The sequence below is a fragment of the Gordonia alkanivorans genome, assembly GCF_004011905.1.
In the GTDB taxonomy this organism is placed as follows: Bacteria; Actinomycetota; Actinomycetes; order Mycobacteriales; family Mycobacteriaceae; genus Gordonia; species Gordonia alkanivorans.
In genome coordinates this window covers 4,816,591-4,836,418 of record NZ_CP027114.1, presented here as the reverse complement: position 1 = coordinate 4,836,418, position 19,828 = coordinate 4,816,591, and the positions used below count along the sequence as shown (strand labels likewise).

The following is a 19,828-nucleotide window of genomic DNA, read 5'->3' as shown; positions in this document are numbered from 1 at the left end:
GCGCCTAGTGCCCGGTGATCTCCTTCGCGGCATGGCCGATGGTGGCCTCACCGCCGGTCATGATCCGCATGAACTCGCGCTGTTCGGCGGCGCCGCGGATCGCTGCACGTTCGCGTCCGCCGGGGCGTTGCGCCTGCACCGAACGGATGATGTTCACCGGGAACCGGATCGCCGGATACCACGGTGGGACGAACGGCAGTCCGAGTGTGCGCATCGCCGCCGGTCCCAGAAAGCCGCTGGTGACCGAGAGGTGTTGTGCGCGAGCGATCTTGCGACGTAACTTCGGGAACCGCGAGTAGTTCCACTGCAGCGGATCGTCGGCCATGGGCACCGAGAGCTGTTTGGTCGTCTCGTCGGGGGTGGAGAGGACGTACGAGGTCTGGAGCAGCACGCGGATCGCGTCGCGAAAGCCCCTGGGCAGGAACTCGTCCTGCACGCCGAGTAGCCATCCGGCGTACCGGGTGAGGTGCGCGACGGCGTCATAATCACTGGGGCGGTTGACGAGTCCCATCATGACCACGCCCAGGCTGGGCGAGACGAGTGCTCCGACGAGCGTCGCGGCCATGTCCGTCTGATTGATGGGGAGCCCCCAGGTATCGGAATCCCAGTCGGGTAGTGCCGCGACGTGGCGCCGGACCATCGCGTGGATCAGGCGGACGCGCAGCGTCGACCGGTAACCGATTCCCTGTGGCAGCAAACCGTTTTCGGTGATGACGTCGGTGGCCCACTGGGTGGTCTCGGCGAACCGTGTGTTCGAGCCCTTCTCGAGAGCGCCGGTGCGCAGCAGCGTCTGGTTGAAACCGGCGAACTGGTAGCCGCCGAGTAGGGCGACGTCACGCGCCACGTACAGGCCGTCGGCGCCTCCGCTGCGCATGACCCGCGCGCCCTTCTCGATCAGGTCGCGGTCGACCCAGGTGGGTACGGTTTCCACCTCGGTGAAGAACTCGCGCAGCGGGGCCGGGGCGTCGTCGATCGAGTCGATGCCGTTGACGAGTGCCCGCTCGAACAGCGGACGGGACCGGGCCATTCCGGCGGTGTGCATCCACTCGACCAGGCGATCCGCCGGCTCGTCGCCGACCGTCAGGAGTTCACCGAGATGACGGAACAGTTCGCGGTCGGGTTTGCGCAGACCCAGCAGGGGTCCGACGAGCCGCAGGCCGATCGGGATCTTGCAGGGTCCGTCCGGGTGGCGGGACGGGATAGTCGGTGCGGGGGTGCTCGGCGGCGCCTGCGGCGGCGTGGTGGCAACCCGTGCGGTGGTCATCGGACGTGCACTCCGATCGGAGGTTCTGGGCAACGGCTGTCACCCAGAACGTAGGTCGGAGGTACGACGGTGTCAATGGGACGGACAAAAAGAACCGTCCCAAATTGCAGGTAGGGGCGCTGCGCAGCTAGAGCTGCACCGCCTCGGGTGCGTCGGCGCACAGTCCCTCACCCGCGAGCAACGTGAGGTAACTCGGATGGTCGGGGTCGAGGACCAGGCGCTGCCTGCGGCCGCGTGCCTTGATCAGGTCGGGCACCACCGTGAGGTAGCGGGGCAGGCTCGCCGCGTAGACGTCGACGCGTAGGCGGTGCCCCGGCTGCAGGACCGCGTCGGTCGGGACCAGGTCGACGTCGATGCGGACCGGCTCGTCGGCGGGCACCGGCAGCTTGCGCTTGTGGGACAGGTAGTGATGCGCCGAGAGCAGGCTGCCGTCGGTCGCGTAGGTCGACTTGCTGCGGTCCAGTGCGCGATTCGACGCGGAGAGGGCGCCGTTGGTGAGCACCGTCGACGTGCCGTCGGGCGCAACGTCGTTCACGGTCACCGCCCAGATCGCCTCGTGGGCGGTGGTTGCGACGTTGAGTCGCAGGTTCATCGCGCCGCTGATCGGGGTGGCCTCGAGAACCGGGCCGGTGGTGAACGACAACGCGCCCCGCTCCTGGAAGCGTGCGTCCTTGGCGTAATCGGCGCCGAGGACCATCGTGGCGCCGGCGGTCACCTGGGTCATGTCGCGCGATCGGAGACCGCGGATGTCGGGGCGGATGTGCAACGACGAGACACCCTGTGCGGGAGTCGAACCCAGCGAGCCGTCGTGTACCGCATGGTCGGCGGTCGACGAGGCATCGGCCGTCAGGTACAACCGCTTCGGCTCGACGCCCGGGCGGGGGAAGTTCTGTCCGGCGGTCCACGCACCGCCCTGCTGCAGCATCGTGACCGGCCCGTAGTACTCGACGCCGTTGCGGTGCCCCTTGAGCCAGCGGTCGAACCAGGCGCGTTCGAGGACGTCCAGACGCGGTGGCGCGAACTTGCCGCCGTATCCCGAACCGACGTCGAGGTGATAGCCGTCGCCGACAATCATCTGCTTGCGGCCCGGTTCCATGTTCAGCCGCTCGTAGACGCCGGTTGCACTGCGGCCGAACAGGTCATGCCAGGCGCCGACGGTGAACGTGGGTGCCTCGATGCGGTCGACGATCGGGTCGCGTTCGTCGAAATACGGGTCGTCGAAGATGCGCGGGTCGCGGGCGGTGAGGAAACCCCAGAGCAGCGAGGGGATCTCGGTGGCCGGCGACTTCACCCGGTCGATGGCCCACCTCAACGCGTGACCGCTGGTGATGTCCCGAATGATGTTGGCGGGATTGGGCACCCACTTGAGCATGTTCACCGCCGACAGCCACACCGGGATGAACGCCGACGGCATGCCGCCGGTGATGTAGATGTCGCGCACGATGTCGTCGCAACCCTCCACTGCGAAGACGGCTTTCAGCTGCGGCGGGCGCTTGTCCGCGGCCTGTAGCGAGTTGATCGCCGAATACGACCAGCCGGCCAGGCCGACGGTGCCGTCGCACCAGTCCTGCTCGCTGACCCAGTCGATGATCTCGACGGAGTCCTCCTGCTCGCGCGGGCCGAGGATCTGCCACTTGCCGTGGCTCGCACCGGTGCCGCGGACGTCGACGACGACCTGTACATAGCCGCTGCGCACCAGGTTGCGGTTGATGCCGAAGACGTCGAAGACGCCCCCCGACAGCGTCTGGGTGAGGGTGGTGAGGCCCTCGAGTGCGGTACCGGCCGCATCGATCGACGCCGACGCGGTGTGCAACGCCTTGCCGAGGACGGGAGCGTGCAGCGCCTGGTCGACGAAGTCGATGGCGGCCCGGTTGTACGGGTTGATGTTGATGATCGCGGGGTACGGGGTGAGGACCGTCTGGCCGAACCGGTTGGCCGGACGGATCACGGTGGCACGCAGGACGACCCCGTCGCTCATGGTGATCGAGACGTCACGGTCGATGACGACGCGCGGGTACAGCTGCTTGCCGTCGACCTGTTCACGCCAGCGGATGCCGTCGGCGCCTCCGGTGGGGTCGCCGAGGGGGAGCGTGCCGAAATGGGGTGCTTCCGTGGGACGTCGCGAAGGCGAAGGGGCCGGCCGCGCACGGCGTTCCGCGGGGTCCAACTGATACGTCATGGTGCACCACCCTGCCTGGGGTGAGAGGTGTCGCACCGCGAGTGCTGCTGGTCGAGATGGCCGGGTGGACACCGACACCCCTTCGTGTCGGTCGTGGGCGCCGGACCCGCTCCGCTGGCGGCGGATGTCAGTGTGTTCCAGGTCACCTCACGCGTTCGCTGAAGAATAGCTCAGCGCCGGTATCGGATGGCTAACCAGGTGGCCTCGGTTTGGCCATCGGAGGTCTACGGCCGGTCACATTCCGGTAGCGACAGGTCGATCGCGGCCGCCGCCTCGAGGACCATCCACGCCGACAGCTGCACCGACAGATTGCGTTCGGGGACCTCCGAGGGCATCACCGCACCCGCCACGAACTGGGCTTTCTTGCCGGCGGCCGTAGGGATGACGGCCCTGCTGCGCCAGTCGCTGCCGAACACGACGCGGCCGCGGACCTCGGTGCGGTTCGCCCACGCCGCATCGGCACTCGAGGTCACGATTCGGGCTGCCCGGGCACGCAATTCATCCGATCCGTCGACATCCGGGAGGTCGGTGGCGATGAGCCCGAGATAGCGGGCGAGCACCCCGTGGAAGAGGCCGCCGTCGCCACCGCCGCCGCCCTTGATCACCCCGTCGGTGCAGGAGTGCTTCTCGACGGCACCGAGGAGGCGGGCCAGACGGTCCAGATGGCGCTGTCCGCCGGTCGCGCGGAAGGCCTCGAGTTCGGCGCCGAGGACGACGCCCTGACAGTAGGTATAGGTGCCGGTCTCGGCCTTCAGCGAACCGTCGGGCTGCTTCTTCAGGCCGTCGATGACGAGGTGCGTCTTCGGGTCGATGAGGTTGGCGTCCATCCAGTCACACATCGCGACCGCGCGTTCGACGTGACCGGTACGGGCGACCAGGATGGCCGCGGGGCCGTTCGCCGGGGCGTTGAAGAACTGGTCGGTGGTGCGCCAGGGGATACCGCCCCCGTCCTCGGGAACCCAGGCGTCGAGCATGCGCCGGGTCAGGACCTCCAGGCCGCGTCGATGGTCGAGGTCGAGGTGACGGTCGGCGCGTTCGATCGCCAGTCCCAGCCACGCCATGTCGTCGTAGTAGTTGTTCGTCCACCGTCCGAGGTTGCGCACCTTGATCCCGCGCAACACCCGGTTGGCGTCGTCGGCGACATCGGGGTCGAAGGAGCGGTCTCCGTGTGCGGAACCTTCGGGTCTGTGGATCGCGGCGTCGACGAGGAGGTCGACGAGATGTGCGTGCCACCAGTAGTGCCAGGATCCGAGATGCGCCGCGACGAACCCGATCGGCCAGGCGACCGCCGCCGTCCGCGTCGCCGGCAGCCAGAAGGCGCGCTGCAGATGCCGCGCCGCGACGGCGTCCATGGCGGCCTGCGCGCGCTCGTTGGCGTCGTGCGCGTCGGTCGATTTGGTTTGTTCCCCCACAAGGACGTAGCCTAGTCGTCGGTGTGATGCACAACCGTGCGTCGTATCGGTTCAACCAGAGACCGTTGGTCGTCGGGAACTCCCGAACGAAGGCGCGACGAAGTCGCCGGCCCACGCAGGATGAACGAGGAATGTGGTCCCACACATCAGTGTGCGTCTTCACGCCCCGTGCCTGCGTGCCGGGGCGTTTGTCATTTCCGCCCTCGATCGCCTCCACGGCCCGTCGCTCAGTTGAACCCGACCAACTCAAGTGACGAGGAGAGGAGGCGAAGTATGGCCAAGTCCGAAAAGGTCGCCGCTGTTGCGGAGATCGCAGAGCAGTTCAAGGGCTCCTCGGCGGCAGTGGTCACGGAATACCGTGGACTCACCGTCACCCAGATCTCCCAGCTGCGACGTTCCCTCGGTGAGGGTGCAACCTACTCCGTCGCCAAGAACACCCTGGTGAAGCGTGCCGCAGCTGATGCGGGCGTGGAAGGGCTCGACGAGCTGTTCACCGGTCCGACCGCCATCGCCTTCATCGAAGGTGAGCCGGTTGTGGCCGCGAAGGCGATCAAGACGTTCGCCAAGGACAACAAGGCTCTGGTCATCAAGGGCGGGTACATGGACGGCCGCGCGCTGTCCGTTGCCGAGATCGAGCAGATCGCCGACCTTGAGACCCGTGAGGTCTTGCTGGCCAAGCTCGCCGGCGCCATGAAGGGCAACTTGGCTAAGGCAGCCGGTCTGTTCAACCAGCCGGCATCGCAGGTCGCGCGTCTCGCAGCGGCCCTGCAGGAGAAGAAGAACGAAGCCGGCGAATAACTCGCCGCACCAAGCCAATCCCCGGACCATACGGGGATGCACACCAACCCCGTACGGGGACTTACAGGAAGGACGCCACCATGGCGAAGCTCACCGCTGACGAGCTCATCGAGCAGTTCAAGGAACTGACCCTGCTGGAGCTCAGCGATTTCGTGAAGAAGTTCGAAGAGGTCTTCGAGGTCACCGCGGCCGCTCCGGTCGCCGTTGCCGCTGCCGGTGCCCCGGCTGCCGGTGGCGCTGAGGCTGCTGCCGAGCAGGACGAGTTCGACGTCGTGCTCGAGAGCGCCGGCGACAAGAAGATCCAGGTCATCAAGGTCGTCCGCGAGGTCGTCTCGGGCCTGGGCCTGAAGGAAGCCAAGGACCTCGTCGAGAGCGCTCCGAAGGCTCTGCTGGAGAAGGTCGACAAGGACGCCGCCGAGGCTGCCAAGGCCAAGCTCGAAGAGGCTGGCGCCAAGGTCTCCGTCAAGTAAGACTCTTCTTACGCGACTCACGAGCCCGGGACAGCATTGCTGTCCCGGGCTTGTTGCTGTTTGGGCACTCGACTCTCGTGGCGGCCTGACTTCCAGACCTCATTTCGACGTTGCGACCTCGATCGAAGTCGCAGCGTCGAAATGAAGTCTGAGAGTGGCTCGCTCAGGCGGCCGCGAGCCCCAACTTCACGAGCCAGGGTCTCAGGAGGCCGACCAGCTCTCCTCGTTCGAGCTCGGCCCACGTCCAGCGGACCACCATGATCCCCATGGCTCGCAGGGCGTCCTCGCGCCGCTTCTCGCGTAGCAGTGCCTCTCGTGGGGTCTCTGCGGGGCGCATTCCGTACTTCTGGAGTCCGTCGAACTCGCCGACGAGCCGACCGTCCCAGTCGAAGTCCGCCCGCGCCTCGCCCTGTGACGTCCGGAACCTGTGCTGCAGGCGTGGGACGGGGAGTCCGGCTGCAATCATCTGGGCGCGGCTCCACGATTCACCTACGCTCTCCGACGACGAGTCGGCGAACGACAGGGCGCGTCGTGCGATTCTGGTCCCGGGCCGCCGTGATCGTGCGTCGAGGATGGCTGTCATGGCCGATGGATCGGCCTTCATCGCCAGCGCTCGGTCGAAGGCCACGAGTGCTTGCGCGAAGTCGCCGTTCGTCGCGACGTCGACCGCAGTGCGCTCGAGTGTCGTCACCTCGATCCCGTCGACGATCTTGATCTCGGCGGATGTCAGCGGACCGTTGTGCACATGTCGGTGGCCGCGCACGAAACCGCCCGCGTTCGACTTCTTGGTGAGATGGACAGCTTCGCGGTCGGGGTGGAGGAGTTCCAGGCCGAGGATGGCTGCGGCCGAATCATGACTCAGCGTCGTCGTGCCGCGATCGCGCGCCGAGGTCGCCACCGCGATGGACCGCAGGCGATGGGCCGCGGTGGGATCGGCAGTGTCGGGGGTGGCTTCCACGTAGACCCCTGGCGCCAGTCGGATCAAGTCGCCCCCGTCCACCGCCGCTGCGACGGTGTCGTCGGTGATGCCGACCCGCAGCGTCGATTCGCGCCGTATGAGTCCGTGTCGATCGGTCGGGAACCAAGTCATGAGGATTGGACGCACGAGGCGCCTTCTCGGTTCAATTTCCATCGCCGAAACGGACACTTCCCGAGTGACCTGGGACTCTGCGTCCGGCATCACATCCGGCGCTGATGTCCGACTTCCCTCACTTCGTTCCATCGGCTAATGTCATCGACGCAGCGAGAGTTACCGGCTGGTAGCTTTCGCGGGCGCAAGCTGAGTGACTCCGGTCGCGTTGTGGGAGGTCTCCGGTCGGTTACAGTGACCCCAACCACAAATTGCAACCGGTTGGTGTGCGGCCACACCGTGGCCGCTCTCGGGGGCAGCGATCGTCTGGAGGAAGTTGTGGGTGTAGAGGTCAGTGTCGAGGGGCTCACCAAGTCGTTCGGTTCTCAGAACATTTGGCGTGATGTCACTCTGACCCTCCCGGAGGGGGAAGTCTCCGCGCTGCTCGGTCCGTCGGGTACCGGTAAGTCGGTGTTCCTGAAGACCTTGATCGGTCTGCTGCATCCCGAGCAGGGTTCGGTGATCATCGACGGCACCGACATCACGCAGTGTTCGGCCAAGGAACTCTATGAGATCCGCAAGCTGTTCGGTGTGTTGTTCCAGGACGGTGCGCTGTTCGGTTCGATGAGCCTGTTCGACAACATCGCGTTCCCGCTTCGTGAGCACACGAAGAAGAAGGAGAACGAGGTCCGCGACATCGTGATGGAGAAGATCGACCTGGTCGGTCTGACCGGTGCCGAGGACAAGCTGCCCGGTGAGATCTCCGGCGGTATGCGCAAGCGTGCCGGTTTGGCTCGTGCGCTGGTTCTCGATCCGCAGATCATTCTGTGCGACGAGCCGGACTCGGGTCTGGATCCGGTTCGTACCGCTTATATCTCGCAGCTGTTGATCGACATCAACGCGCAGATCGACGCGACGATCCTGATCGTGACGCACAACATCAACATCGCTCGTACCATCCCGGACAACATCGGCATGCTCTTCCGCAAGGAGCTGGTGATGTTCGGTCCGCGCGAGCAGTTGCTGACCTCGGAGCAGCCGGTGGTCAAGCAGTTCCTCTCCGGTGATCGTTTCGGTCCGATCGGCATGTCCGAGGAGAAGGACGAGGCCGTCCAGAAGCAGGAAGAGGCCATGCAGGCCGCGGGTATCTCCGGTGGTGGTACCAAAGAGGACTTCACCGAGATCATCCCGCAGGTCCAGCCCAATCCCGGTATGCCCGAACGCAAGGCGATCGCCCGTCACCGAGAGCGCGTCCACGCGATGCTGCCCGACCTGCCGGAGAACGCGCAGGAAGCGATCCGCCGCAGCCAGGAGCAGGAAGACCAGATCCGCGAGGAGAGCCGCGCGCACGCCGAGGACATGGCGGGCGGCGGCGGACGCCACGGCGGAGACAACGAGTGGACCAGCGCTCCCGCCGGGAACGTGGCCGTCGCCGACTCCAAGACCGACGTCATCGACTACGGCGGCAGCGATGCGCCCACCGAACAGTGGCAGACGCCCGGTGGCGGCGACGCACTGACCAAGCCCAGTCATCGTGCTGCTGACGGGAACGAAGGGCGGACAAGCTAGGGATGACCAATGCCACCACGCGTGGCGTCGACCGAATCGCGCAGGCCGGAACAGGTGCACTCGCCCAGACCGGCAATATTGTTCAGCTCTTCGTCGATGTTGCACGCCAGACCTTTGTGCGGCCGTTCCAGTGGCGGGAGTTCATCCAGCAGGCGTGGTTCATCGCCAGTGTGACGATCCTGCCCACCGCCCTGATCGCGATTCCCTTCGGCGCCATCGTCTCCTTGCAGACGGGCTCGCTGATCAAACAACTCGGTGCCGAGTCGTACACCGGTGCGGCCAGCGTGCTGGTCGTCATCCAGCAGGGGTCGCCACTGGTGACCTCGCTGCTCATCGCGGGTGCGGCCGGATCGGCGGTCGCCGCCGACCTCGGTTCGCGCACCATCCGTGAGGAGATCGACGCCATGGAGGTGCTGGGCATCAACCCGATCCAGCGTCTCGTGGTCCCGCGTGTGCTGGCCATGGTTCTGGTCGCGATGCTGCTCAACGGCCTCGTCGCCGTCATCGGCATCGGTGGTGGTTACTTCTTCAACGTGGTGGTGCAGGGTGGCACCCCGGGCGCCTACCTGGCGTCGTTCGGTGCCCTCGCCCAATTGCCCGACCTCTACGTCTCGACGCTGAAGGCAGCCATCTTCGGTGTGCTGGCGGGCGTCGTCGCCTCCTACAAGGGGCTCAACCCCAAGGGCGGGCCGAAGGGTGTGGGTGACGCCGTCAACCAGAGCGTCGTCATCACCTTCCTGCTGCTGTTCCTCGCCAACCTGATCATCACTGCGGTCTACCTGCAGATCGTCCCACCGAAGGGGAGCTAGACGTGACCGATGGTGGCGGTGGCGTGACGATCGCCAAGAGCAGGCCCGAGTACTACATGTACGAGGCCCGCAAACAGCTGGGCAAACCACTCAAGGTGCTCGACGGTGCCGGCGAGCAGATGTCGTTCTACGGCCGCACGCTCGCGTGGATGCCGAAGACGTTGGTGCACTACACCCGTGAGGTCATGCGCCTGCTCGCCGAGGTCGCCTTCGGCTCGGGCGGACTCGCGGTCATCGGCGGCACCATCGGCGTGATGGTGCTGATGTCAGGTTTCACCGGCGTCGTCGTCGGCCTGCAGGGTTACGCCGCGCTCGACCAGATCGGGTCGCAGGCCCTGACCGGCTTCCTGTCGGCCTACGTCAACACCCGTGAGGTGGCGCCCCTCGTGGCGGGCCTCGCACTGTCCGCGACCGTCGGCTGTGGCTTCACCGCCCAGCTCGGCGCCATGCGGATCTCGGAAGAGATCGACGCCCTCGAGACGATGGCCGTGCCGTCGATCCCGTTCCTGGTGTCGACCCGCGTGATCGCCGGCTTCATCGCGGTCATCCCGCTGTACGTGCTGGGTCTGCTGTCGGCGTATCTCGCGTCACGCGTGGTGACGACCGTCTTCAACGGGCAGTCGGGCGGCTCTTATGACCACTACTTCAACCTGTTCCTGCCGCCGGCCGATGTGCTCTGGTCGTTCGGCAAGGTGCTGGTTTTCGCCTTCGTGATCATCCTGGTGCATTGCTACTACGGCTACTACGCATCGGGCGGTCCCGCGGGTGTGGGCGTGGCCGTCGGTCACGCGGTCCGAGCGGCATTGGTCCTCATCGCGGTTCTCGACTTCTTCCTGGGTCTCGCGATCTGGGGCACCACGACGACTGTCAGAGTGGGAGGTTAGGCGTGTCGACCCTGCGCAAGAGGCTGCTCGGCCTGGTCTTCTTCATCGTGGTCGCACTGTTCCTGACCGCGACCATCACCAAGTTCAACAAGACGTTCCAGGACTTCACCGACGTCACCCTGCTGACCGACTCCACCGGCAACGCCCTCCCCGCGAACGCCGACGTGAAGGCGCGCGGCATGATCGTCGGCGAGGTCCGCGCGGTCAAGCCCGCCCCCGACGGCTCGGTGGAGGTCATCCTCGGCCTCGATCCGACCAAGGCCTCGGAGCTGTCCGACAAGACCACCGCGCGCATCCTGCCGAAGACGCTCTTCGGTGAGCGGTACGTGGCGCTGCAGGTTCCCGAGGACAACAACGGTCCGACGCTGAAGAACGGCGCGACCATCGAGACCGACAAGAGCGGCAACGCTCTCGAGGTCCAGCAGTTGTTCGACAAGCTGCTGCCGGTGCTCGAGGCGATCCCGCCGCAGGATCTCAACGCGACGCTCACCTCGCTGTCGAAGGCGCTGTCGGGTCGCGGCGAGCAGCTCGGCACCACGCTCGAGGAGCTCGACGAGATCTTCGGCGAGATCAACAAGAACCTGCCCGACCTCGAGGGCACCCTCGAGGGTCTGGCGACCTTCTCGCAGACCTACTCGCAGGCACTGCCCGACGTCGTCGACGCGCTGGACTCGTTCCGCACCACGTCGAACACCATCGTCGAACGGCAGAGCGATCTGCGGACACTGATCGCGACCCTCGGTGTGGCGTCCGACGACCTCACCGGATGGCTGCGCCAGAACCGGACCGACCTGATCGACCTGTTCGTCGACTCCGAGCAACTGCTCGTCGGGTTGGCCAAGCAGTCCCCGACCTTCGCCTGCACCTTCCGCAACTTCGCCGGTCTGATCCCCGAGTCACGCAACATCGTGGGCGAGGGCACCAAGAACCCCGGTGTGCGCGTGAACCTGCAGTTCGTCAACCCCCGTGGCCGTTACCTACCGAACCAGGACGAACCCCGCTTCATGGATCTCGACCCGCCCGCCGTGTGCTACGAGCCCGCCAAAAACGGTCGCCCGTTCCCGCAGTACCCGGGTGGCGGCCTCGCCGACGGCAGCTACCAGCCGCCGTCACGCAACGCGGGCCCGCGGACCGTCAAGCAACTCCCGCAGCCGCAGTTCAGCGGGATCCCCGCGGGAACGGTGAAGCCCAACCCGTTCGACGACCCGGACTATCGCAAGCAGCTGCAGGTGATCTACGGCGCGACCACCGGTGAGTCGCCGGAGTCGGTGCCGACCTGGGTCACCATGATCGCCGGCGGCGCCCTCCAGGGAGCGAAGGTCAACATCAAATGAGGTCGATCGTCGCGCCCCTGGTCAAGCTGATCATCTTCGCGGTGGTCACCGTGGTCACCACCAGCCTGCTCGCGCTCACCATCGCGAACGCCGGCGGTGACGGCGGCGCCGAGTTCAAGGCCGTCTTCTCCGACGCCACGCTGCTGAACGCCGGAGACGACGTCCGCATCGCCGGCGTCCGGGTGGGACAGGTGGAGAAGGTCGAGGTCTACGACCGCAACCGGGCGATGGTCTCGTTCAACGTCGACCGCGACCGGCTGCCGGACGGCACGCAGCTCTACATCCGCTACCGGAACCTCACCGGTCTGCGATACCTCGGCCTCGAGCGGGGAGCGGGTGACCCGTCGCAGACCGTGCCTCAGGGCCATACCTTCGGTCTGGAACCCGGCAGCACCGACACGCATCCGCCGGTGAACCTCACCGAACTGTTCAACGGGTTCCGCCCGCTGTTCCAGCAGCTGTCGGCCGAGGACGTCAACAAGCTGACCGAGCAGATCATCGCGATCTTCGACGGTCAGGGCGGCTCGATCACGCGCCTGGTCAGCGACACCGCGGACCTGACGAACGCGATCGCGGACAAGGACAAGGTGATCGGTGAACTGATCGGGAACCTCACCAAGGTCCTCGACACCGTCAACCGCAACGACAAGCAGTTCACCAGCCTCCTCGACAACACCGAGAAGCTCGTGACCGGCCTTGCGGGGCAGCGCGGTTCGGTGGGGTCGGCGATCACGTCGGTGTCGAACCTGACCTCGGTCACCGCGAACATCCTCGGCGCGACGCGGCCGTCCATCCAGGGCGACATCGCCGGTCTGAAGTCGCTCGCCGACCAGATCAATAAGCGTGACGCGGACATCGAGGAGACGCTGACCAACCTGCCGATCAAAGCGCAGAAGATCGGCCGGGCCGCGACCTTCGGCTCCTGGTTCCAGTTCTATCTGTGCGGCATCGACGTGGTGGCCGGCAACGGCAAGTCGCCGCTGCTGACCCAGCCGGTGGTCCCGCTGCCCGACATCAATCACGTGCTCTACACCAGTGCGGCAACCCGCTGCTGGGCCGACGAGAAGCCAGGGGGGTGACCACGATGGCAGACGACTACACGAACGCCGACAACACGAACGACGCCGGGCAGAAGCCGGCGAAGGCGCAGCACCCGCATCGCCGGTTCGGTGGTCGACGCAGCCCGGTGAGCATCGGTGCCATCGGCATCCTGATCCTGATGATGCTCGGACTCAGCGCGTTCTACCTGACCGACGTCCCGCTGCTGGGCGCCGGCGCCCGCTACACCGCGAAGTTCAGCGAGGCCGCCGGGCTCAAGCCCGGCAACGAGGTGCGTGTCGCCGGCGTGAAGGTCGGCGAGGTCGACGACGTGAAGCTCAACGGAGACCTCGTCGACGTCACCTTCAAGGTGGAGAACACCTGGATCGGTAACCAGACGCAGGCCTCGATCCAGATCAAGACGATCCTGGGTCAGAAGTTCCTGTCGCTGAACCCGCGCGGCAGCGAGCCCGCCGATCCCGACGTCCCGCTGACCGACACGGTCGCGCCCTACGACGTCATCGAGGCGTTCTCGGCGGCGACGAATCAGATCGAGGACTTCGACAACGATCAGCTGGCCGAGTCGATGCGCGTGCTGTCCGACGCCTTCTCGGGCACCGCCGGCACCACCGGCCCGGCCCTCGACGGCCTGGCGCGTCTGTCCAACACGATCGCCAGCCGTGACCAGGAGGTGCAGAAGCTCCTCTCCGCGACCAAGGACACGTCAAAGCTGCTGGCCGATCGCAACGAGGAGTTCGTGCGCCTGATCGCCGGTGCGGGACAGCTGCTCGACGAGCTGAACAACCGGCAGCGGTCCATCTCCGCGCTGCTGGCCAGCACGACGAGCCTCGGCGACTCGCTCACCGGCATCGTCCGTGACAACGAGGAACAGATCGGACCGGCGCTCGACGCGCTGAAGGGCGTCAACGAGCTGCTGCAGCGCCAGAACCAGAACATCCGCGACTCGATCAAGTACATGGCGCCGTTCTATCGGCTCTACGCCAACGTGCTCGGTAACGGTCGCTGGTTCGAGTCGTCCGTGGTGAACCTGCTGCCGCCGGCGCTGCCGCAGCAGAACACGACGCGTCCGCCGAACAAGACGCTGGACCAGAACAACGGCGGAACGGAGGCAGGCTGATGACCGCGCCAGACCTGACACAGACCTCCGGCCCCGGCCGGTGGTTCACACCCCGTCACATCGTGGCGCTCGTCCTCGGCCTGATCATCGCGCTGGTCGTCGCCGGTGCGCTGTGGTGGGTGTTCTCGTCGATCGGGACCACCAAGATCACCGCGACGTTCAAGCGTTCGGTCGGCATCTACTCCGGTTCCGACGTGCGCATCCTCGGCGTGGCAGTGGGCAAGGTCGACTCGGTGACGCCGCAGGGCGACACCGTGAGGGTGACGATGACCGTCGACCGCGGCATCACCCTGCCCGAGGACGTCCGCGCCGTGCAGGTGATCCCGTCGGTGGTCGCCGACCGCTACGTGCAGCTGACCCCGGCCTACACCGGTGGGCCGAAGGCCTCGCGTGACATCACCCTCGACGTGAACCAGACGATGGTCCCGGTGGAGGTCGACGAGCTCTACCGCAGCGTCAAGGAACTGTCCGACGCTCTCGGTCCCGACGGTGCCAACAAGCAGGACGGCACCGGACGTCAGGGCGCGGTGAGCGAACTCGTCGCGACCGGCGCCGCGAACCTCGAGGGCAACGGCGAGAAGCTCGGCGCGGCCATCGAGAACCTGTCGAAGGCCACCACGACCCTCAGCGACTCGCGCGGCAACCTCTTCGACACGGTCAAGAACCTCAACACCTTCGTCGGCGCGCTGCGCGAGAACGACGCCCAGGTGCGGCAGTTCAACACGCAGATGGCCTCGTTCAACCAGTTCCTGGCAGGCGAACGCGACCAGCTCGCGTCGGCGCTGAACAAGCTGTCGATCGCCCTCGGCGACGTGGCACGCTTTCTCGACGAGAACCGTGAGCAGATCGGCGAGACCGTCAAGGATCTCCAGCCGACCACTCAGGCGCTGCTCGACCAGAAGACCAACCTCAAAGAGATCCTCACCGTTCTGCCGGTCACGATCAGCAACCTGATCAACGCCTACGACGCGGAGTCGGGAACCCTGGCGATGCGTCTGACGATCCCGGATCTGCAGGACCTGATCGGCGCCCAGTGCCGGCTGCTCGATCTCGGTCAGCTGCTTCCGGGCAACCCGCAGGCCACGCAGTTCAGCAACACGCTCCGGCCGCTGATCAGCCAGTGTGAGGCCCTGGGCAAGCAGATCACCGACGGCGTGCTCGAGCCGCTTCTGCCGGTGCTCCCCTTCGGCATCATGAGCAACAACAAGCTGCAGAGGGCGCCGGTCCCCGGCACGGTCCCGGGTAACCCCGATCCCGAGCTCGGCACCCCGTCATCGTCGCGGGCACCCGCGCCGCCGGCCGCACGTGCACCCGCATCGTCGTCGACCACCAAGTCCACCACCCCGCGACCCCGGGGAGGCAACTGATGAACCCGCGTTCCATGCGTGCGGCACTGGCCGGTGCGGTCCTGTCGCTGACGGTGCTCGTGTCGGGCTGCATGTCCAACGGCATCCAGTCGCTGCCGCTGCCAGGTGGCGTCGACACCGGCGGCGACCCGCGCACCTACAAGATCCAGTTCGACGACGTGCTCGACCTCGTACCCCAGTCGATGGTCAAACGTGACGGCATCCCCGTCGGCCGAGTGACCAAGGTCGAGGTGCCGAAGGATCAATGGTTTGCGCAGGTCACGGTCGAGGTGAAGAACGACGTCGACCTGTCCGACGAATCCGAGGCGAGCGTCCAGCAGACCTCGCTGCTCGGTGAGAAGTTCGTCGCGCTGAGCGAACCCGACGGCAGCGCCGACGCGCCGCGCCAGAACCCGGCGGAGCCGATCCCGACGTCGCGGACGCGCACCGCCACCGACATCGAGCAGGTCCTCGGCGCGCTCGCGCTGCTGCTCACCGGCGGCGGCATCAACCAGATCCAGCCGATCGTCACCGAGCTGAACAAGACGCTCGACGGCCGGACCGACAAGGTCCGCGACCTCATCGATCAGTCCGAGAAGCTGATCGCCGGTCTCAACCGCCAGCGTGACGACATCATCGGCGCCATCGACGGTCTCGCCGAGCTGTCGGCGCGTACCGAGAAGCAGACCGCGCAGATCGACCGCATCCTCAAGCAGCTGCCGGAGGGCATCGAGGTGCTCGAGGAACAGCGCCCGCAGTTCGTCGAACTGCTGACCAAGCTCGACCAGCTCGGTCAGGTCGGCACCGACGTGCTCGGCAAGTCGCGCAAGGCCCTGATCAACGACCTGAAGGCGCTGCGCCCGGTGCTCACCCAGCTCGCCGCGGCCGCCCCGGACCTGATCACCGCCGCACCGCTAATGCTGACCCATCCGTTCCCGGACTGGCTGCTGCCTGGTGTGAAGGGCGACGCGACCAACCTCTTCATGACGCTGGACCTGCGCATCCTCAACCAGATCGAGGCTCTCGGCGTGGGGCAGGGGACACCGAAGTACTCGCCGCCGGCCCGCGTGAAGGTGCCCGTCGACAAGCGGAACCCGTACTACGGCGGTAACGGACCTCGCTACGGCTGGCCGACCATCACGCTGTTGCCGCCCGGCCCGAACTGGCGGCCGGGACCGAACACGCCGCCGTCCGGCGGGCGTTACCCGGCGGCATCGTTCTCACGATCGGCCGAGGGCGCCGGCCCGATGCCCGCACCTGCGAAGCCGGGACAGGGCATTCTCGACGGCCCGCTCGCGGCGTTGGGTATCGCACCCAAGTCGCAGGCACCTACAGGAGCAGGACGATGACCAGCAGACTCGTCAAGATCCAGCTGATCGTGTTCGTCGTCGTCGGCCTGATCGCGCTGGTGTATGTCGGTGCCAAATATGCGCGGCTCGACAAGCTCGCCGGTGTCGGCATGTACACGGTCACCGCGGAGCTGCCCGATTCCGGCGGCATCTTCACCAACGCCGAGGTCTCGTACCAGGGTGTCCCGGTCGGTCGTGTCGGTGGACTCACGCTGACCAAGACCGGCGTCGACGTCGCCCTGGACATCGACTCGGGCGGCCCGGACATCCCGGCGTCGGCGACCGCGGTCGTCGCGTCGCGTTCGGCGATCGGTGAGCAGTACGTCGACCTCCAGCCGACCTCCGCGGAGGGGCCGTACCTGAAGGACGGCGACGTCATCACGAAGTCCAAGCTGCCCGAGCCGCTGGAGGACGTCGTGAAGTCGGCGATCGACTTCACCTCGTCGATCCCGGTGGACGACCTGAACATCGTGATCACCGAGCTCGGGAAGGCGTTCAACGGTCAGAGCGAGAACCTGACCCGCCTCGTCGACTCGCTGGGGAAGCTGTCGCGTGCAGGCGTCGACAACCTGCCCCAGGTCGTGTCGCTGATCCAGGACTCGAACGTCGTCCTCGAGACGCAGGCCGACCAGTCGGATGCGATCCTCACGTGGTCGCGGAACCTCAACCTGGTCACCGCGACTCTCGCGACCTCCGACCCCGACCTGCGTCGTCTGCTCACCACCGGCACCCTGTCGGCGACGCAGATCTCCGAGCTCATCCAGAAGAACGGCAACGACATCTCCAAGGTCGTGAAGGACCTCTCCGAGGTGGCCCGGACCATCGAGCCGGCCACCTACACCACGTCGATGACCTTCGCGATGCTGTCCGCGTTGTCGGCAGGCAGCCACTCGCCGGCCCCCGGCGACGGCCAGATCCACTTCGGCGTCGTCCTCGAGACCAACAACCCGGCCGCATGTACCCGGGGCTACGAGAGCACCGACGCGGTCATGGCCGAGATGCGACGCAAGAACCCGAACTTCGACAAGCACTACGACGAATTCCCGTTCAACACCGAGGCCAAGTGCACCGTGCCGCTCGGCAATCCGACGGGTGTGCGCGGTGCGGATCGTGCGCAGTACGCGAATCCCGCGTACCCGCAGCCGTGGGACTCCACGCCGAAGAAGGACCCCGACAAGCTGAACCTCAACCCGTTGGCCCAGCAGCTCGCAGCGCTGCTCGGCGTGCGGCCCAAGTAGACGAACGCAGGCCGTCCAGGGCCCGGACTCCGCCCCCCCGGCGGACTCTCGGCCTTGGCCTGCGCTCAGGAGCGATCTATACAGTGTCTTCTGCTATGACCGGCACCCCCGAACCCTCAGACTCAGCACACTCGGACACTGATCCGACCGAGAAGAGCACCCGATCCGCGTGGACGCGGATCGCCGGTGTCGCGCCGCTCGCCCTGGCGATCATCGCGGTGATCGCGGCGACGGTCTGCGTGGTCGTGTTCGGAGTGCGCGCCTACGACGTCTACGCGAACCAGTACCCCGCGCAGCAGACGCGTGACGACGCCACCCAGGCGGCCGAGCAGGCCGTACTGAACGTCACCACGATCGATCCCACTGATCTCGACGGCTTCAAGAAGCGTGCCGAGGCCTCGCTGACCGGCAAGGCCAAGGAAGAGGTGCTCGGCGGCAAGGACGGCAGCGTGCTCGACATGCTGTCGCAGGCGGGACCCGAGGCCGCCAAGCTCAGCGCGCGCCTGGTGCGCAGCGCACCGACCGAGGTCAACCCCGACGAGAAGAAGGCCAAGGTCCTGGTCTACGTCGTCACGACCCTCGAGCGGCCCGGCCAGCCCGGCGTCGACGAGACGCGCGGATTCGACGTGAGCATGGTCAAGGACGGCGACCTCTGGAAGGCCGAGAACCTCCTCGGCCTGGAAGGCATCGCCTACGCAGACGCGGGTCAGGCCGGAAACGGTCAGGCGCCCGCGCCGGCACCGGGAGGCGGAAACTGATGGCCCAGAACCCGAGGAAGCCCGCAGGAAAGCGTCGTCCGACGCCGAAGGTCGCCGGACACACCCGTCCCGTCCGTCCGGAATCCGATGAGGTCACCACCGACACCGGTGTCACCCCGTCGACGTCCGACGAGGCGACCAACGACGCCGGCGTCTCCATGTCGAAGTCCGGCGAGGTCACCACCGACGCCGAGGCGCCCGCCACGCCGGACCTCACCGAGTCCGTTTCCAGCAAGCCCGACCTGACCAAGCCCGATCTGACCAAGCCCAAGACCAGGCCGGTCTCCCGGGTCTCGACCCTGCGTCCCAGCTCGACCGATCCGACTGCCGCGGACGCGGCGGCCGACACCTTAGCGGACGCCCCTCGAGGCCGGCGGGGGAGCGGTGTGGGCGAGAAGGTGCGGTCGACCCCGCTCGCGGCGATCCTCGCCGCGGTCGCGGTGGTCCTCGGCATCGCCGCCCTGGTCCTGGCCTTCCACCCCGGTGCGAGCATCGGCCCGAACAAGGCCTTCATCGAGCGTGAGGCCACCTCGGAACTGACCGGGCAAGCGCAGCAACGGATCTGCGCGGTGTTCGGTTACGAGCACACCGAGCTCGACGACTGGCAGAAACGCGCACAGGATGCCCTGACGGGGCAGGCGCGCGAGGAGTTCGACAAGACCTTCAAGGCGCAGAAGGACCTGATCACGCAGACCAAGACCGGTGCCGAGTGCCGGGTCGACGCCCTGGGCGTCAAGGACCTGGCCGGCGACCGTGCGACCGTGATCGCCAACCTGATCATCAGCGAGACGCAGAACAGCATGGCCACCAACAGCGGTGCACCGCGCGCGCAGTTCGCCATGGTCAGGGAGGGCGACACGTGGCGGATCCAGGGCGTCGAGCCCTTCTGATCGCCAGGTCACCGGGTGAGTCCCGGGACAAGTTCGCCAAATTGGCGCGTACCGCTTGACGTTTGGGCGTTGTCGGGCCAGGCTGTGACCAGCGATTGAGTGCAGGCAGCCACCCGTGCGAAATCGTTTCTTGACGGGCTTGACAAAGTGCGTCTATTTTCTGCTACAGTTGGACGTTGCGCTGGCTGCCTCCTGTCCATCAATCGATCCTTCTACGGCCACTCTTAGTTGTGTGTGCTGCGGTGATCGCCGATCTCAGGGTGTCACCAGCGAACGGCCCATC

The 19,828-nt window shown here is 66.5% G+C and carries 17 protein-coding genes; 13 read left to right on the top strand and 4 right to left on the bottom strand.

Annotated features, from left to right (window positions below; genetic code table 11):
- Window positions 1-4 precede the first annotated feature (4 nt).
- The 3 genes from C5O27_RS21970 to C5O27_RS21960 form a co-directional block, all read right to left on the bottom strand.
- Complete coding sequence (locus C5O27_RS21970) at window positions 5-1,264, bottom strand: oxygenase MpaB family protein (RefSeq protein WP_127963675.1); 1,260 nt, start codon at window positions 1,262-1,264, stop codon at window positions 5-7.
- A 127-nt stretch (window positions 1,265-1,391) separates the two neighbouring features.
- Window positions 1,392-3,443 (bottom strand): CocE/NonD family hydrolase, encoded by a 2,052-nt coding sequence (locus C5O27_RS21965; protein WP_127963674.1) that lies wholly within the window; start codon window positions 3,441-3,443, stop codon window positions 1,392-1,394.
- Between the two features lie 224 nt (window positions 3,444-3,667).
- Window positions 3,668-4,855: a glycoside hydrolase family 76 protein gene (locus C5O27_RS21960; protein WP_127963673.1), complete on the bottom strand. Its 1,188-nt coding sequence runs from the start codon at window positions 4,853-4,855 to the stop codon at window positions 3,668-3,670.
- A 273-nt stretch (window positions 4,856-5,128) separates the two neighbouring features.
- Between C5O27_RS21960 and rplJ the strand changes: the two genes are divergently transcribed.
- Together rplJ and rplL are read left to right on the top strand one after the other, a co-directional pair.
- Window positions 5,129-5,653, top strand: a complete 525-nt coding sequence (gene rplJ, locus C5O27_RS21955; RefSeq protein WP_006358233.1) for a 50S ribosomal protein L10 — start codon at window positions 5,129-5,131, stop codon at window positions 5,651-5,653.
- 80 nt (window positions 5,654-5,733) lie between these two features.
- Window positions 5,734-6,123 (top strand): 50S ribosomal protein L7/L12, encoded by a 390-nt coding sequence (gene rplL, locus C5O27_RS21950; protein ID WP_127963672.1) that lies wholly within the window; start codon window positions 5,734-5,736, stop codon window positions 6,121-6,123.
- 163 nt (window positions 6,124-6,286) lie between these two features.
- Here rplL and C5O27_RS21945 read toward each other — a convergent pair whose 3' ends face one another.
- A complete protein-coding gene (locus C5O27_RS21945; RefSeq protein ID WP_208651403.1) occupies window positions 6,287-7,213 on the bottom strand; it encodes a hypothetical protein in 927 nt (308 codons plus the stop codon).
- A 318-nt stretch (window positions 7,214-7,531) separates the two neighbouring features.
- On the opposite strand from C5O27_RS21945, the gene C5O27_RS21940 reads away from it, so the two are divergent.
- From C5O27_RS21940 to C5O27_RS21890, 11 genes are all read left to right on the top strand, one after another.
- Window positions 7,532-8,761, top strand: a complete 1,230-nt coding sequence (locus C5O27_RS21940) for an ABC transporter ATP-binding protein (RefSeq protein WP_127963670.1) — start codon at window positions 7,532-7,534, stop codon at window positions 8,759-8,761.
- A 2-nt stretch (window positions 8,762-8,763) separates the two neighbouring features.
- Window positions 8,764-9,570 (top strand): MlaE family ABC transporter permease, encoded by an 807-nt coding sequence (locus C5O27_RS21935; protein ID WP_006358237.1) that lies wholly within the window; start codon window positions 8,764-8,766, stop codon window positions 9,568-9,570.
- A 2-nt stretch (window positions 9,571-9,572) separates the two neighbouring features.
- Complete coding sequence (locus tag C5O27_RS21930; RefSeq protein ID WP_006865197.1) at window positions 9,573-10,454, top strand: MlaE family ABC transporter permease; 882 nt, start codon at window positions 9,573-9,575, stop codon at window positions 10,452-10,454.
- A 2-nt stretch (window positions 10,455-10,456) separates the two neighbouring features.
- Window positions 10,457-11,788: an MCE family protein gene (locus C5O27_RS21925; RefSeq protein WP_127963669.1), complete on the top strand. Its 1,332-nt coding sequence runs from the start codon at window positions 10,457-10,459 to the stop codon at window positions 11,786-11,788.
- Window positions 11,785-12,867: an MCE family protein gene (locus C5O27_RS21920; RefSeq protein ID WP_127963668.1), complete on the top strand. Its 1,083-nt coding sequence runs from the start codon at window positions 11,785-11,787 to the stop codon at window positions 12,865-12,867. Before C5O27_RS21925 ends, C5O27_RS21920 begins: the two co-directional genes overlap by 4 nt.
- A 5-nt stretch (window positions 12,868-12,872) precedes the next feature.
- Entirely contained in the window at window positions 12,873-13,964 is a 1,092-nt protein-coding gene (locus C5O27_RS21915; protein ID WP_127963667.1) for an MCE family protein, read from the top strand.
- On the top strand, window positions 13,964-15,331 hold the full coding sequence (locus tag C5O27_RS21910) for an MCE family protein (protein ID WP_127963666.1): 1,368 nt from the start codon (window positions 13,964-13,966) through the stop codon (window positions 15,329-15,331). Before C5O27_RS21915 ends, C5O27_RS21910 begins: the two co-directional genes overlap by 1 nt.
- Complete coding sequence (locus C5O27_RS21905) at window positions 15,331-16,659, top strand: MCE family protein (protein WP_127963665.1); 1,329 nt, start codon at window positions 15,331-15,333, stop codon at window positions 16,657-16,659. Before C5O27_RS21910 ends, C5O27_RS21905 begins: the two co-directional genes overlap by 1 nt.
- Complete coding sequence (locus tag C5O27_RS21900; RefSeq protein WP_127963664.1) at window positions 16,656-17,897, top strand: MCE family protein; 1,242 nt, start codon at window positions 16,656-16,658, stop codon at window positions 17,895-17,897. Before C5O27_RS21905 ends, C5O27_RS21900 begins: the two co-directional genes overlap by 4 nt.
- 95 nt (window positions 17,898-17,992) lie before the next feature.
- Window positions 17,993-18,655 (top strand): hypothetical protein, encoded by a 663-nt coding sequence (locus C5O27_RS21895; RefSeq protein ID WP_127963663.1) that lies wholly within the window; start codon window positions 17,993-17,995, stop codon window positions 18,653-18,655.
- On the top strand, window positions 18,655-19,545 hold the full coding sequence (locus C5O27_RS21890) for a hypothetical protein (RefSeq protein ID WP_127963662.1): 891 nt from the start codon (window positions 18,655-18,657) through the stop codon (window positions 19,543-19,545). Before C5O27_RS21895 ends, C5O27_RS21890 begins: the two co-directional genes overlap by 1 nt.
- The last annotated feature ends 283 nt before the right edge of the window (window positions 19,546-19,828 follow it).

Coding starts and splice junctions, on each gene's coding strand:
- C5O27_RS21905 (WP_127963665.1), top strand. CDS start 15,331: ATGAACCCGCGTTCCATGCGTGCGGCACTGGCCGGTGCGGTCCTGTCG.
- C5O27_RS21900 (WP_127963664.1), top strand. CDS start 16,656: ATGACCAGCAGACTCGTCAAGATCCAGCTGATCGTGTTCGTCGTCGTC.
- rplL (WP_127963672.1), top strand. CDS start 5,734: ATGGCGAAGCTCACCGCTGACGAGCTCATCGAGCAGTTCAAGGAACTG.
- C5O27_RS21935 (WP_006358237.1), top strand. CDS start 8,764: ATGACCAATGCCACCACGCGTGGCGTCGACCGAATCGCGCAGGCCGGA.
- rplJ (WP_006358233.1), top strand. CDS start 5,129: ATGGCCAAGTCCGAAAAGGTCGCCGCTGTTGCGGAGATCGCAGAGCAG.
- C5O27_RS21890 (WP_127963662.1), top strand. CDS start 18,655: ATGGCCCAGAACCCGAGGAAGCCCGCAGGAAAGCGTCGTCCGACGCCG.
- C5O27_RS21915 (WP_127963667.1), top strand. CDS start 12,873: ATGGCAGACGACTACACGAACGCCGACAACACGAACGACGCCGGGCAG.
- C5O27_RS21895 (WP_127963663.1), top strand. CDS start 17,993: ATGACCGGCACCCCCGAACCCTCAGACTCAGCACACTCGGACACTGAT.
- C5O27_RS21965 (WP_127963674.1), bottom strand. CDS start 3,443: ATGACGTATCAGTTGGACCCCGCGGAACGCCGTGCGCGGCCGGCCCCT.
- C5O27_RS21945 (WP_208651403.1), bottom strand. CDS start 7,213: ATGACTTGGTTCCCGACCGATCGACACGGACTCATACGGCGCGAATCG.
- C5O27_RS21970 (WP_127963675.1), bottom strand. CDS start 1,264: ATGACCACCGCACGGGTTGCCACCACGCCGCCGCAGGCGCCGCCGAGC.
- C5O27_RS21920 (WP_127963668.1), top strand. CDS start 11,785: ATGAGGTCGATCGTCGCGCCCCTGGTCAAGCTGATCATCTTCGCGGTG.
- C5O27_RS21910 (WP_127963666.1), top strand. CDS start 13,964: ATGACCGCGCCAGACCTGACACAGACCTCCGGCCCCGGCCGGTGGTTC.